This window comes from Massilia sp. SYSU DXS3249, from assembly GCF_053668055.1.
The window spans coordinates 119,248-132,100 of record NZ_JBSIPX010000011.1 but is presented as its reverse complement, the minus strand read 5'-3'; the positions used below and the strand labels follow the sequence as shown (position 1 = coordinate 132,100).

Genomic DNA, 12,853 nt, shown 5'->3' with positions numbered 1-12,853 from the left:
CTTGTATAATGCGACACGATCAAACAGTCACCTGAATATGACCAATACCACCCATTTCGGCTACAAGACCGTTTCCGAGGACGAGAAGGTCCACGAGGTCGCCAAGGTTTTCCATTCCGTGGCGGCGAAATACGACGTCATGAACGACCTGATGTCCGGCGGCCTGCACCGCATCTGGAAGACCTTCACCATTGCCCAGGCGGGCGTGCGTCCCGGCTTCAAGGTGCTCGACATCGCCGGCGGCACCGGGGACTTGTCGAAGGCCTTCGCGAAACAGGCCGGCCCGAGCGGGGAGGTGTGGCTGACCGACATTAACGAATCGATGCTGCGCGTCGGTCGCGATCGCCTATTGAATAAAGGTTTGGTAACCCCAACTTTATTGTGTGACGCCGAGAAGCTGCCCTTCCCGGACAATTATTTCGACCGGGTCAGCGTGGCCTTTGGCCTGCGCAACATGACGCACAAGGACCAGGCGCTGGCGGAAATGCGCCGCGTCCTGAAACCCGGCGGCAAGCTGCTGGTGCTGGAGTTTTCGAAAGTGGCCGCGCCGCTGCAGAAGCCGTACGACGTGTACTCGTTCTCGGTGCTGCCATGGCTGGGCCAGCGCATCGCCAACGATGCCGAGAGTTACCGTTACCTGGCCGAGTCGATCCGCATGCACCCGGACCAGGAAACGCTGAAAGGCATGATGCAGGACGCCGGCCTCGAGCGCGTGCAGTACTTCAACCTGACGGCAGGCGTGGCGGCTTTGCATACCGGTATCAAACTCTAAGCATCAAACTTTAAGGGGACCTCGATGAAGATGAAAAAATTCCTGGCCACGGCCATGCTGGCGCTGACCGCCACCGCCATTATCGCCGAGGCGACCGCACGCCCGATGGGCAGCAAGCGTTCCTTTGGCCGCCAGTCGCAGACGGTGCGCCAGATGCCTGCGCCTGCGCCTGCCCCTGCCGCGCCAATCAATCGCCAGGCTGCAACGCCTGCGCCGGCCGCTCCTGTCGCCGGTGCCGCCGCGGGTGCCGCCGGTGCGCGCGCCGCCACCCAGAAGCCGAGCATGTGGAAAGGCCTGCTGGGCGGCGCGCTGCTCGGACTGGGCCTGGGCGCACTGTTCTCGCATCTCGGCATCGGTGGCGCCATGGCGTCCTTCCTGTCGGGCCTCCTGATGTTCGCGCTGCTGGCGCTGGCCGTGATGTTCATCGTGCGCATGTTCCGCCGCAAGGACACGCCGGCCAACGCCCAGTTCAAGAGCGGCTTCGGCCAGCCGGTCCCGGCCGGTGGCACCCCGGCTATCGGTTCCGGCCTGGGTAACCAGCCGAGCGCCTTCCAGGGCAGTGCCTCGGGCGTATCGCTGAACAAGCCGGGTGCAGCAGCAGCGGGCGCAGCGCAGCACACCCAATGGGGCGTGCCGGGTGACTTCGATACCGAGACCTTCCTGCGCCATGCCAAGTCTTCCTTCATCCGCATGCAGGCGGCCTGGGACAAGGGCGACGTCGCCGACCTGCGCGAGTTCACCACGCCGGAAGTCTTTGCCGAGCTGAAAATGCAGATCGCCGAACGCGGCGGCAATGCCGACTTCACCGACGTCGTGACGATCGACGCCCAGCTGCTGGGCATCGAGACGACGGCCACCGACTACCTGGCAAGCGTCCAGTTCAACGGCATGATCCGTACCGCACAGAATGCGCCGGCCGAGCCTTTCGTCGAAGTGTGGAACATGGAAAAACCGATGTCGGGCAGCACCGGCTGGGTACTCGCGGGCATCCAGCAAGTCACCCATTAAAGAGACGAAGATACGCTGCCGCAATATTTTTTTGCAAAGTTTCCTGTGCGCCCGGGTTTGTACCGGGCAAACTGGTAAGATCAAAGCCGCCCGCGTCATCACGGGCGGTTTTGTTTTTTAGCGATCCCATTATGTTCCCGAACGTTTCACTCCTCGCACCGCAAGGCGCCCTGACGGCGGCCGGCGTCGCCACGATCAACCACCTGCTGGCAGGGGAGGATTGGGCGCGCGCGTCGCTGCGGCGCCATGCCGGCAAGCTTGCCTGCATCGACACCGAGCACCTGCAACTGCGCCTGCGCGTGGCGGCCGACGGTTTGCTCGAAGCCGGCGACCCTGCCGCCGTCCCGACCGTCACCATCCACGTCAAGCTGGCCGATCTGCCCCTGATCGCGCAGAACCGCGAGCGCGCGTTTTCCTATGTGCGCATCGAGGGCGATGCGGAATTCGCGAACACGATCTCGGGGCTCAGCCGCGGCCTGCGCTGGGAACCGGAACACGACCTCGAACGCCTGTTCGGCCCGATCGCAGCAAACCGCCTGGCAGGCGGCGCCCGCGGCGCCGTCTCGCATGCACGCGCCAGCGGACGCCGCCTGGCGGAAAATCTGGCCGAGTTCCTGGTCGAGGAGCGCCCCGTGCTGGCGCGCCCGGGCGGGGTCGAGGCCTTCGGCGCCGACGTGGTGCGCCTGCGCGACGACGTCGAGCGCGCCGCCAAGCGCGTCGCCCGGCTCGAATCGCTGCTGGCCCAGCGCAAGGCCGCCGCGGTCCCTGCACAACTGCCGCTTGAAAAACCTGTCGCCCTCATTCCGACAACCCGCCCGAGCGGGGACTCCATCCTGGACAGCTGATGATATTGAAATTCCTGCGCCTGCTTAAAATCTTCACGGTCGCAACCAAGTACGGCCTCGATGAAATTGCAATGTCCGGCTTCGACGCGCCGCGCACCGCGCGTTTTGTCAGCGGCATGTTTTTCTGGCGCAGGCGGATCACCACCCCGCGCGCGATCCGCCTGCGCCTGGCGCTGGAAGAGCTCGGCCCGATCTTCATCAAGTTCGGCCAGGTGCTGTCGACCCGGCGCGACCTGATGCCGCAAGATATTGCCGACGAACTGTCCCTGCTGCAGGACCGCGTTCCGCCCTTCGACTCCGCGCTGGCGATTGCCCAGATCACCGAATCGCTGGGCGCCCACCCGGATCAGCTGTTCGCCAGTTTCGACCCGGTGCCGGTGGCCTCGGCCTCGATCGCCCAGGTGCACTTCGCCACGCTGAAAAACGGGAAAGAGGTGGCGGTCAAGGTGCTGCGTCCGGGCATGAAGAAGACGATCGACGAAGACATCGCCCTGATGTATGCGGCCACTGGCCTGATCGAACGGCTGTGGGCCGAAAGCCGCCGCCTCAAGCCGAAGGAAGTCGTCGCCGAGTTCGACAAATACCTGCACGACGAGCTTGACCTGATGCGCGAGGCGGCGAATGCCGCCCAGCTGCGCCGCAATTTCGCGGACTCGGAACTGCTGCTGGTGCCCGAGATGTATTGGGACTATTGCTCGAGCAGCGTGATCGTCATGGAACGCATGAACGGGATTCCGGTCTCGCAGCTCGACCGCCTGGCGGCCGAAGGCGTGGACCTGAAAAAGCTGTCCAGCGACGGCGTCGAGATCTTCTTCACCCAGGTCTTCCGCGACGGCTTCTTCCATGCGGACATGCACCCCGGTAACATCCTGGTGTCGGTCGAGCCGGAAACCTTCGGACGCTACATTGCGCTCGACTTCGGCATCGTCGGCACCCTGAACGACTTCGACAAGGATTACCTGTCGCAGAACTTCCTCGCCTTCTTCCGCCGCGACTACAAGCGCGTGGCCGAGGCCCATATCGAATCGGGCTGGGCGCCGCGCAATACCCGCGTCGACGAACTCGAGTCGGCGGTGCGCGCCTGCTGCGAGCCGATCTTCGACCGCCCGCTGAAGGACATCTCCTTCGGCCAGGTCCTGCTGCGCCTGTTCCAGACCTCGCGCCGCTTCAATGTCGAGGTGCAGCCGCAGCTTGTTCTGCTGCAAAAGACCCTGCTCAACATCGAGGGCCTGGGGCGCCAGCTCGACCCGGAGCTCGACCTGTGGAAGACGGCCAGGCCGTATCTCGAACGCTGGATGGCCGACCAGGTCGGCTGGCGCGGCTTCATGGACAAGTTCAAGGACGAGGCGCCGCGCTATGCCCACCTCTTCCCGCAGTTCCCGCGCCTGTTGCACCAGACGCTTGCGCGCCACGCGCAGCCGCAGTCGACCACGAACCATGAAATGATGGCGAGGCTGCTGCTCGAAGTGCGCCGCAGTAACCGCATGCTGGGCTTCCTGGCCTGGCTTGCTGGAGGCATTGCCTCGGGCATTCTCTTCGCCGCCTTGTTCGTGCGCTACGGCAGCCCCATCTGATCATGCCGGACTTCGCCAGCCGCGACCCGCTGACGCCCGATTTCTGGGACGAGCGCTTCGAGCGCGGTTTCACGCCCTGGGACCTGAACGGCGTGCCGGCCGCCCTGCGCGATTTCGTGGCGCGCACGCAGGGGCTGCGTACGGTCCTGATTCCCGGTTGCGGCAATGCGCATGAACTGGTGCACCTGCTGGAGGCCGGCTGGGATGCGACCGCCATCGATTTCGCCCCGAGTGCAGTTAGCCGGGCCCGGCAGCTTGCCGGCCCTTGGGCGGAACGCGTCGTCGAGGCCGATTTCTTCCAATGGGAACCGCTGCACCCGCTGGACCTGATCTACGAGCGCGCCTTCCTGTGCGCGATGCCGCCCAGGATGTGGCCGCAGGTGGCGGCGCGCTGGGCCGCGTTGTTGCCGCCGGGCGGCTTGCTGGCAGGCTGCTTTTACTTTGGCGAGTCGCCGAAAGGCCCGCCCTTCGGCATCGCCAGGGGAGACCTGGAGGGGCTGCTGGCGCCGTATTTCGAGCTGGTGGAAGAGGGGCCGGTCGTCGACTCGCTGCCCGTCTTTGGGGACAGGGAACGCTGGATGACCTGGCGCCGCCTTTGAGTCGGCGGCCGGGCAAAAAAAATGCCCGCATAAGCGGGCTCGGGAAATACAGCATTCTTGTACGGCCATGCGGCGATGTTCGATCGCGCAAACTTCTGTTTCTTGATAATCCGTGCTCTGGTTGTTTGCCCCAACCGCAGCATGCTGTGCAGGGGTGCTATTTAATCATATAGTTGACTGTCGGCAAACTCAACCTTGCAGAATGCTGACGAAAAACAACACTCCTCGCCCCGCGCGCGCTATGACGGCTGCCCGTGGCGCATGGTCTCGCCGGGCTTTCCCCGGAATCGGCAACGCCCTCCCTAAAAGCTTTATAATTCAGGGTTTTGAAGATTTTTGCGGAGTACCAAATGCCGATTTACGCCTACCGCTGCGAAGAATGCGGTTTTTCCAAAGATGTACTGCAAAAAATTTCTGACCCGGTCCTGACCGACTGCCCGTCGTGCAACAAGAGCGCCTTTAAAAAGCAGGTGACTGCCGCCGGTTTCCAGCTCAAGGGCACCGGCTGGTACGTGACCGATTTCCGCGGTGGCAAAGCGCCGGCCACGGGCACGGCTCCTGCCGCCACTGCAGCCGCGCCGGCTGCGGCCACGTCGGATTCCGGTACGAGCACGGCAGCGCCCGCCGCGCCCGCCGCCGACAAGAGCGCGTCCTGATGGGATCACGCCCTGCGGCCTGTGGGCCGCAGCAATAACAATAACGAGAATTCGACAACGACAATTCGATGCGCAAATACTTCCTTACCGGCCTCCTGATCCTGGTTCCGCTGGCGATCACGGGCTGGGTCCTGAACCTGGTGATCGGCACGCTCGACCAGTCGCTGCTGTTCGTGCCTGAGCGCTGGCAGCCGCGCAACCTGATCGGCATGGACGTGCCGGGCATCGGCGCGATCCTGACGATCGCCATCGTCTTCCTGACCGGCCTGCTGACGAACAACCTGGTCGGCAACTACGTCGTGCGCCTGGGCGAGCGCCTGCTCAAGCGCATCCCCGTGGTCAGCTCGCTCTACGGCAGCGTCAAGCAGGTGTCCGATACCCTGTTTTCGTCCTCGGGCAATGCCTTCCGCCAGGCGGTGCTGATTCCTTACCCGCATGCCGAGTCCTATACCATCGCGTTCCTGACCGGCGTGCCGGGCGGCGACGTGAAGAACCACCTGGTCGGCGAATACGTCAGCGTCTACGTGCCGACGACGCCGAACCCGACCTCCGGCTTTTTCCTGATGATGGAACGCAGCAAGGTCGTCGAACTGGACATGACGGTCGACGCGGCGCTGAAATACATCGTCTCGATGGGCGTGGTGGCACCAAGCGACGCCACCGTGGCGGCCATCCCTGCAAACGCGTCCGCCAACCGCGACGCCGTCATTCATTAAGAACAAGCAAGCATCTGGGCCGCCCCTGGCGGTGCAACCGATACACCAACCTGGAATAGAGAAAAATATGTCCTCCATGCGTACCAACTATTGCGGCCTCGTGACCGAAGAACTGCTGGGCCAAACCGTCAGCCTGTGCGGCTGGGTACACCGCCGCCGCGACCACGGTGGCGTCATCTTCATCGACCTGCGCGACCGCGAAGGCCTGGTGCAGGTCGTTTGCCACCCGGACAATGCCGAGGTGTTCAAGGCGGCCGAGCATGTGCGCAACGAGTACTGCCTGCGCATCACCGGCACCGTCGTCAACCGCCTGGAAGGCACGGCCAACGCCAACCTGAAGTCGGGCAAGATCGAAATCAACACCACGCAACTGGAAGTGCTGAACGCCTCGGTGCCGGTGCCTTTCCAGCTGGACGACGACAACCTGTCGGAAACCACCCGCCTGACCCACCGCGTGCTCGACCTGCGCCGCCAGCAGATGCAGCACAACCTGCGCCTGCGCTATAAAGTGTCGATGGAAGTGCGCAAGTACCTCGACAACCTGGGCTTCATCGACATCGAAACCCCGATGCTGACCAAGTCGACCCCGGAAGGCGCCCGCGACTACCTGGTGCCGTCGCGCGTCAATCCTGGCAACTTCTTCGCGCTGCCGCAGTCGCCGCAGCTGTTCAAGCAGCTGCTCATGGTCGCCAACTTCGACCGTTACTACCAGATCACCAAGTGCTTCCGCGACGAAGACCTGCGCGCCGACCGCCAGCCTGAATTCACGCAGATCGACTGCGAAACCTCATTCCTGACCGAACAGGAAATCCGCGACCTGTTCGAAGACATGATGCGCGTCGTCTTCAAGAACGCCGCCGGCGTCGACCTGCCGAACCCGTTCCCGGTGATGGACTTCGCCACCGCCATGGGCAAGTACGGCTCGGACAAGCCGGACATGCGCGTGAAGCTCGAGTTCACCGAACTGACCGAACTGATGAAGTCGGTCGAATTCAAGGTCTTCAACAGCGCCGCCAACATGACGGGCGGCCGCGTGGTCGCCATGCGCGTGCCGCAGGGCGGTTCGATGCCGCGTTCGGAAATCGACGCCTACACCCAGTTCGTCGGCATCTACGGCGCCAAGGGCCTGGCCTACATCAAGGTCAACGAAAAGGCGAAAGGCCGTGACGGCCTGCAGTCGCCGATCGTCAAGAACATTTCCGATGAGGTGCTGGAACAGATCCTGGCGTTGACGGGCGCGCAAGACGGCGACCTGATCTTCTTCGGCGCCGACAAGGCCAAGGTCGTCAACGACGCCATGGGCGCGCTGCGCGTGAAGATCGGCCACTCGGAATTCGCGAAGAAGGCCGGCCTGTTCGACGACGTCTGGGCGCCGCTGTGGGTGATCGACTTCCCGATGTTCGAGCACGACGAAGAGTCGAACCGCTGGACCGCAACCCACCACCCGTTCACCGCACCAAAAGACGGCCACGAAGACATGCTGGAAACCAATCCGGGCGCCTGCATCGCCAAGGCCTACGACATGGTCCTGAACGGCTGGGAAATGGGCGGCGGCTCGATCCGTATCCACCGCGAAGAAGTCCAGAGCAAGGTGTTCCGCGCCCTGAAGATCGACGCCGAAGAAGCGCAGCTGAAGTTCGGCTTCCTGCTCGACGCCCTGCAGTACGGCGCGCCGCCGCACGGTGGCCTGGCCTTCGGCCTGGACCGCCTGGTCACCCTGATGACCGGCTCGGAATCGATCCGCGACGTGATCGCCTTCCCGAAGACCCAGCGCGCGCAAGACCTGCTGACCAACGCGCCGTCGGAAGTGGACGAGAAGCAATTGAAAGAGCTGCACATCCGCCTGCGCAACGAGCCAAAGGTGGGCTAATCACGCTCGGCCGTAGGGCTGGGTAGAATAGGGGGCTGGAGCGTCGACCATGACGCTCCAGCCCTTTTTTTTCGGAGCAACAAGTGCACAAGATCCCCGAATCGGTCCTCGTCGTCATCCACACGCCCGAGCTGGACGTGCTGCTGATCGAGCGCGCCGACCGGCCCGGCTTCTGGCAATCGGTGACGGGTTCGCTCGACGCGCCCGACGAGCCGCTGGCCGAGACGGCCGCGCGCGAACTGTTCGAAGAAACGGGGATCGTTGCCGACGGCGAGCGCATCCGCCTGGTCGATTGGCACCTCTCGAACGTCTACGAGATCTACGCGACCTGGCGCCACCGCTACGCGCCCGGCGTCACCCACAACACCGAACACGTGTTTTCCGTCTGCGTGCCGCGCGACATCGCGATTACCCTCAGTCCGCGCGAGCACCTGCAGTTCGCCTGGCTGCCGCTGCTCGAGGCGGCGGACCGCTGCTTTTCCTCGTCGAATGCGGAGGCAATCCTGCAATTGCCGCGGCACTACGGAAGCTGAGCGCGGCCTCATGCGCTGACGCACATAAAGAAGTGTGAGGAAAAGCCTTCGCTTCGCCTGCGCGCTGGAGTAATCTGGTCAAATGGACAACGACCAGACGGAGCAGGCCGGCTCCAGCCATTGGCACCTCGGCCCCATCATCGACGCGCTGCGCACCTCGCGCGAATCGACCCACAACATCCGCCATGCCGGGCGCGTGCGCGAGCTGCCTTCGCGGGCGGTGCTGCAGCAGGTCATCGAGGGCGTGTCGGCGGCGCTGTTCCCGACGCACTACGGGCGCCCGGACCTGAACGACGAAAGTATCGATTATTTCGTCGGCGACACGCTCAACGTCGCACTCGACCGGCTGTGCGGACAGGTGCGGCGCGCGCTGCGCTTCAATCCGGGGCTGGAAGACGCGGCCGACGCCGAGCTGGCGGAGCAGGCGCGCGCCATCACGCGTTCCTTCGCCGGCAACCTGCCGGGCATCCGCGCCTTGCTGGTGTCCGACGTGCAGGCGGCGCTGGCGGGCGACCCGGCGGCCAGTTCGGTCGCCGAGATCATGCTGTGCTACCCCGGCACCATCGCCGTGCTCTACCACCGGCTTGCGCACTGCCTGCATCGCCTCGGCACGCCTTTCCTGGCGCGCCTGGCGGCCGACATCGCCCATACCCTGACCGGCATCGACATCCATCCGGGCGCGCAGATCGGCGCCAGCTTCTTCATCGACCACGGCACCGGCGTCGTGATCGGAGAGACGGCAATCATCGGCCAGCGGGTGCGCCTGTACCAGGCAGTGACCCTCGGTGCGCGCCGCTTCCCGACGGACGAGAGCGGGGCCCTGGTCAAAGGCGCGCCGCGCCATCCGATCGTCGAGGACGACGTCGTCATCTATGCCGGCGCCACCGTCCTCGGACGGATCACCGTCGGCGCCGGCTCTACCATCGGCGGCAATGTCTGGCTGACGCAGAGCGTCGCGCCGGGCAGCAACGTCACCCAGGCGCAAATGCGTAACGCCTGAGCCGCGACGCCCGCCGTTCCCGATTCCCCTCGAGAAGCCCCGTATGGACTGTGCGCCTGCGGGGCTTCATTCTGTGCGCACATTTTTGCGGCGCGCGGCCTGTTCTCATTTACTGTCGAGGTATCGATTTTTGAAAAGTCAAGCGTTTTCCGCTTGTAGGCGCAAATACAACGGTCACCTAGAAAAAGTCCTACAAGTCTCTTGCCTAAAAACGTACAAAAAATGTCTTTTAAGAAAACAAAGTCGTTCTCGTTAGAAACCATAAGTCTATGTTTACATGGTGAAAGATCGTCAGATAGTCGGGAAAACACAGCGAATATGCATACAAATTGATACAATTATGCCCCTCGCTTATACAAATTATCTTAGGAAACTTTCTTGCTTACATCTTGAAACATGTTCCTGTAGGAAAAATACCCTTAGGAAATTTGCTATGTTAGCTGGAGCACAATAGATTCGGCGTTTGACAATTGGAAACGGGTCGAATATCGTCGGTATCTCGCTTCTGGCGAGTTTTTGAACTGCAACATATAAGTCCATCCAAACGGATTCTGGGAGAACGCAATGGAACAATTCGAAACGAAGCACGAGAAGGTCAAAGCAGTCAGCGTGGACGATGAGTGTTTTTACATCGACCTGCAATGCGGGTTACGCCTGAGCGGCCCGCGCCTGATCGCCGTGCCGTTATCCGAAGCGGAGCATTTGGCATCGCCCCGCAACGCGGCGCTTCGCCAGCACTGGGAAGCAGCACCTGCGTTTGAATGATCTGCGCACGGGGTAGCGGTTCCCAGAGATCGCGCCCCGTGTCCGCACGATTGGAAGCCTTATAAAAAAGAACACGGACTGATGGGGTTAGAATGTTCCCATGAAGATTCGTGTCGCAACCTACAATATTCACAAGGGTGTCTCGTCCTTGCGTAGTACCCCGCGGGTGCTGGCGCTCAAGAAAGCGATTTCCGAATTCCACGCTGACATCGTGTTCCTGCAGGAAGTGCAGGGGCGGCATGACCGTCACCAGGAACGCTACGGCAACCACAAGCGCGAACAGCGGATCTGGCCGGAAACGGCGCAATACGATTATTTCGCCGGCGACTCGCACCATTCCGCCTACGGCATGAACGCGGTCTACGACCACGGCCACCACGGCAACGCACTGCTCAGCAGTTTTCCCATCGAAAACAGCCATAACCATGACGTGTCCGACCACGCCTATGAACAGCGCGGCATCCTGCACTGCGTGCTGGAAACGCCGGCCGGCAAGGTCCATTGTTACGTGGTCCACCTCGGCCTCTTCGAAGGCGGGCGCGGGCGGCAGACGGTCCAGCTGATCGAGGCAGTAAAACATTCGGCGCCGAACGGCGAGCCGGTGATCATCGCCGGCGACTTCAACGACTGGCGCAACACCCTCAGCGACCGCCTGCGCCAGGCGCTCGGCGTGACCGAGGTGTTCGACGAGCTCGGGCCGAAATCGCCGCTGGGCGACATGGTGCGCAGCTGGGCCGGCCGCCAGCCGCGCCTGGCGCCGGCACGTACCTTCCCGGCCGCGCTGCCCTGGTTCCGGCTCGACCGCATCTATGTGCGCGGCTTCAAGGTCGACAACGCACAGGTCATGGCCGGCCCGATGTGGGCCAAACTGTCCGATCACGCGCCGATCGTCGCCGAACTGCAGCTGGTCTCGTAGTTGGCATCAGCATGCGCAGCGTGACCTATGTAGCGAACAACGACGTCGTCCTGCTCGAAACGGGGCAGGCCCTGTTTCCGGCGATGACAGCAGCGATCGACGCCGCCAGGCACGACATCCTCTTCGAAACCTATATCTTTGCCGAGGACACGGTTGCGAAGGGCATCGAGCAGGCCCTGATCCGTGCTGCAGGGCGCGGCGTCAAGGTGCGGGTGCTGGTCGACTGGTTCGGCACCGGGCACCGTGTCTGCTGCCGCCGTGCCGAAGCGTTTGCCGCCGCCGGGGTGCATTACCGGGTGTTCAACAAATGGTTCCGGCGCGGAGTCGCCCGTACCCACCGCAAGATCACGGTCATCGATGGCGAGACTGCTTTTGTCGGCGGCATCAACATCAATGACGACATGCTCTGCGATTACGATCCCGAGCGCCCGCTGCCGGCGCCGCGCTGGGATTTCGCCGTGCAGGTGAGGGGGCCGCTGGTGGCGCAGATCCACTTCGAGGCCCAGGCCCAGTGGATGCGCGCCGGCCACCTGAAGCTGCGGCACCGGATGGAACTGTTCCGCGAGACGCAGCGCGAAACCCGGCGCGAGACGCTGCGCCAGCCGCCGGGCGAGGCCGTGCGGCCGATGCGCGCCGCCTTCGTCGTGCGCGACAACCTGCGCAACCGGAGAACCATCCAGCGCGCCTACCTGCAGGCCATCGGCCAGGCCAAGAAAAGCGTGCTGCTGGCCAACCCGTATTTCGCGCCGGGGCGCAAGTTCCGCGATGCCCTGGCCCAGGCAGCGCGGCGCGGGGTCGAGGTGACGCTCCTGATCGGCGTCGGCGAATTCCGCCTGCAGGACGCCGTCGCGCGCTCCTTTTATCCGAAGCTGCTGGCCGCCGGCATCCACGTGGTCGAATACCGCAAGACCCAGCTGCACGCGAAGATCGCCGTGGTCGACGACGACTGGGCCACGGTCGGATCGAGCAATTGCGACGGCCTGTCGCTGTTCCTGAACCAGGAAGCCAATATCGTCGTGCGGAATGCCGCTTTTGCACGGGCAGTTCGTACCCATATCATGGGAGGCATCGCCGACGGCGTCATCGTGCGTCCCGAGGAGTTCGAAGGCATGGGATGGGTGCGCCGCGCACAGTATGAAATGGCGTACTTTCTGTACAAGCTGGCGATGCGGGTATTTGCCATTGGCTACGCATAAGGAAGAGCAGGGTTATGGAAGACAACAACGTACGCATCGACAAGTGGCTGTGGGCCGCACGCTTTTTTAAAACCCGCTCGCTGGCGGCGGACGCGGTCGATCGCGGCCGGGTGCGCATCGCAGGCGAACCGGTGAAACCGGCGCGCAATGTAAAGCTCAACGAGAAGATTTTCATCGACAACGGCTCGGATCGCTGGGAAGTGGTCGTGCTCGGTCTTTCCGATAAACGCGGCGCGGCGCCGATTGCGCGCGCGTTGTATCGGGAGACGGAGGAGAGCATCCAGCGGCGCGAGAACGATTCGGAGGCGCGCAGGTTGTTTCCGGAGCCGGGAAGCAGTATCAAGGGGCGGCCGACCAAGCGGGATCGGCGGGCGATTTCGCGGGCGGGTGGTTAAGGGCCGGC

At 63.3% G+C, this 12,853-nt stretch carries 14 protein-coding genes; all 14 read left to right on the top strand.

The window, feature by feature from the left end; all coding sequences use genetic code 11:
- Positions 1-37 precede the first annotated feature (37 nt).
- The 14 genes from ubiE to ACWCIA_RS14410 all read left to right on the top strand — a co-directional run bounded on the left by ubiE (position 38) and on the right by ACWCIA_RS14410 (position 12,845).
- Positions 38-772 carry a bifunctional demethylmenaquinone methyltransferase/2-methoxy-6-polyprenyl-1,4-benzoquinol methylase UbiE gene (gene ubiE / locus ACWCIA_RS14475; protein WP_454164354.1) on the top strand — a complete coding sequence of 245 codons (735 nt, stop codon included), beginning with the start codon at positions 38-40 and terminating at the stop codon, positions 770-772.
- A gap of 24 nt (positions 773-796) precedes the next feature.
- Entirely contained in the window at positions 797-1,780 is a 984-nt protein-coding gene (locus tag ACWCIA_RS14470; RefSeq protein WP_454164350.1) for a Tim44 domain-containing protein, read from the top strand.
- A gap of 131 nt (positions 1,781-1,911) precedes the next feature.
- Entirely contained in the window at positions 1,912-2,625 is a 714-nt protein-coding gene (locus ACWCIA_RS14465) for a ubiquinone biosynthesis accessory factor UbiJ (protein WP_454164348.1), read from the top strand.
- Entirely contained in the window at positions 2,625-4,199 is a 1,575-nt protein-coding gene (gene ubiB, locus ACWCIA_RS14460; RefSeq protein WP_454164346.1) for a ubiquinone biosynthesis regulatory protein kinase UbiB, read from the top strand. The genes ACWCIA_RS14465 and ubiB overlap by 1 nt, the downstream gene beginning before the upstream one ends.
- 2 nt (positions 4,200-4,201) lie before the next feature.
- Positions 4,202-4,798, top strand: a complete 597-nt coding sequence (locus ACWCIA_RS14455; RefSeq protein ID WP_454164344.1) for a methyltransferase domain-containing protein — start codon at positions 4,202-4,204, stop codon at positions 4,796-4,798.
- A gap of 350 nt (positions 4,799-5,148) precedes the next feature.
- Positions 5,149-5,454 (top strand): FmdB family zinc ribbon protein, encoded by a 306-nt coding sequence (locus ACWCIA_RS14450; RefSeq protein WP_454164342.1) that lies wholly within the window; start codon positions 5,149-5,151, stop codon positions 5,452-5,454.
- Between the two features lie 68 nt (positions 5,455-5,522).
- Positions 5,523-6,170, top strand: coding sequence for a DUF502 domain-containing protein (locus ACWCIA_RS14445; RefSeq protein ID WP_454164340.1), 648 nt, complete (start codon positions 5,523-5,525; stop codon positions 6,168-6,170).
- A 67-nt stretch (positions 6,171-6,237) separates the two neighbouring features.
- Positions 6,238-8,040 carry an aspartate--tRNA ligase gene (gene aspS / locus ACWCIA_RS14440; RefSeq protein ID WP_454164338.1) on the top strand — a complete coding sequence of 601 codons (1,803 nt, stop codon included), beginning with the start codon at positions 6,238-6,240 and terminating at the stop codon, positions 8,038-8,040.
- Positions 8,041-8,123: 83 nt separating this feature from the next.
- Positions 8,124-8,573 (top strand): dihydroneopterin triphosphate diphosphatase, encoded by a 450-nt coding sequence (gene nudB, locus ACWCIA_RS14435; protein WP_454164336.1) that lies wholly within the window; start codon positions 8,124-8,126, stop codon positions 8,571-8,573.
- Between the two features lie 82 nt (positions 8,574-8,655).
- On the top strand, positions 8,656-9,573 hold the full coding sequence (epsC, locus tag ACWCIA_RS14430) for a serine O-acetyltransferase EpsC (RefSeq protein ID WP_454164334.1): 918 nt from the start codon (positions 8,656-8,658) through the stop codon (positions 9,571-9,573).
- A 564-nt stretch (positions 9,574-10,137) separates the two neighbouring features.
- Complete coding sequence (locus ACWCIA_RS14425) at positions 10,138-10,338, top strand: hypothetical protein (RefSeq protein WP_454164332.1); 201 nt, start codon at positions 10,138-10,140, stop codon at positions 10,336-10,338.
- 100 nt (positions 10,339-10,438) lie between these two features.
- Positions 10,439-11,254: an endonuclease/exonuclease/phosphatase family protein gene (locus tag ACWCIA_RS14420; protein WP_454164331.1), complete on the top strand. Its 816-nt coding sequence runs from the start codon at positions 10,439-10,441 to the stop codon at positions 11,252-11,254.
- 11 nt (positions 11,255-11,265) lie between these two features.
- A complete protein-coding gene (gene clsB / locus ACWCIA_RS14415; RefSeq protein ID WP_454164329.1) occupies positions 11,266-12,450 on the top strand; it encodes a cardiolipin synthase ClsB in 1,185 nt (394 codons plus the stop codon).
- Positions 12,451-12,464: 14 nt separating this feature from the next.
- Positions 12,465-12,845 carry an RNA-binding S4 domain-containing protein gene (locus tag ACWCIA_RS14410; protein ID WP_454164327.1) on the top strand — a complete coding sequence of 127 codons (381 nt, stop codon included), beginning with the start codon at positions 12,465-12,467 and terminating at the stop codon, positions 12,843-12,845.
- Positions 12,846-12,853 lie beyond the last annotated feature (8 nt).

Coding starts and splice junctions, on each gene's coding strand:
- ubiE (WP_454164354.1), top strand. CDS start 38: ATGACCAATACCACCCATTTCGGCTACAAGACCGTTTCCGAGGACGAG.
- ACWCIA_RS14470 (WP_454164350.1), top strand. CDS start 797: ATGAAGATGAAAAAATTCCTGGCCACGGCCATGCTGGCGCTGACCGCC.
- ACWCIA_RS14465 (WP_454164348.1), top strand. CDS start 1,912: ATGTTCCCGAACGTTTCACTCCTCGCACCGCAAGGCGCCCTGACGGCG.
- ubiB (WP_454164346.1), top strand. CDS start 2,625: ATGATATTGAAATTCCTGCGCCTGCTTAAAATCTTCACGGTCGCAACC.
- ACWCIA_RS14455 (WP_454164344.1), top strand. CDS start 4,202: ATGCCGGACTTCGCCAGCCGCGACCCGCTGACGCCCGATTTCTGGGAC.
- ACWCIA_RS14450 (WP_454164342.1), top strand. CDS start 5,149: ATGCCGATTTACGCCTACCGCTGCGAAGAATGCGGTTTTTCCAAAGAT.
- ACWCIA_RS14445 (WP_454164340.1), top strand. CDS start 5,523: ATGCGCAAATACTTCCTTACCGGCCTCCTGATCCTGGTTCCGCTGGCG.
- aspS (WP_454164338.1), top strand. CDS start 6,238: ATGTCCTCCATGCGTACCAACTATTGCGGCCTCGTGACCGAAGAACTG.
- epsC (WP_454164334.1), top strand. CDS start 8,656: ATGGACAACGACCAGACGGAGCAGGCCGGCTCCAGCCATTGGCACCTC.
- ACWCIA_RS14425 (WP_454164332.1), top strand. CDS start 10,138: ATGGAACAATTCGAAACGAAGCACGAGAAGGTCAAAGCAGTCAGCGTG.
- ACWCIA_RS14420 (WP_454164331.1), top strand. CDS start 10,439: ATGAAGATTCGTGTCGCAACCTACAATATTCACAAGGGTGTCTCGTCC.
- clsB (WP_454164329.1), top strand. CDS start 11,266: ATGCGCAGCGTGACCTATGTAGCGAACAACGACGTCGTCCTGCTCGAA.
- ACWCIA_RS14410 (WP_454164327.1), top strand. CDS start 12,465: ATGGAAGACAACAACGTACGCATCGACAAGTGGCTGTGGGCCGCACGC.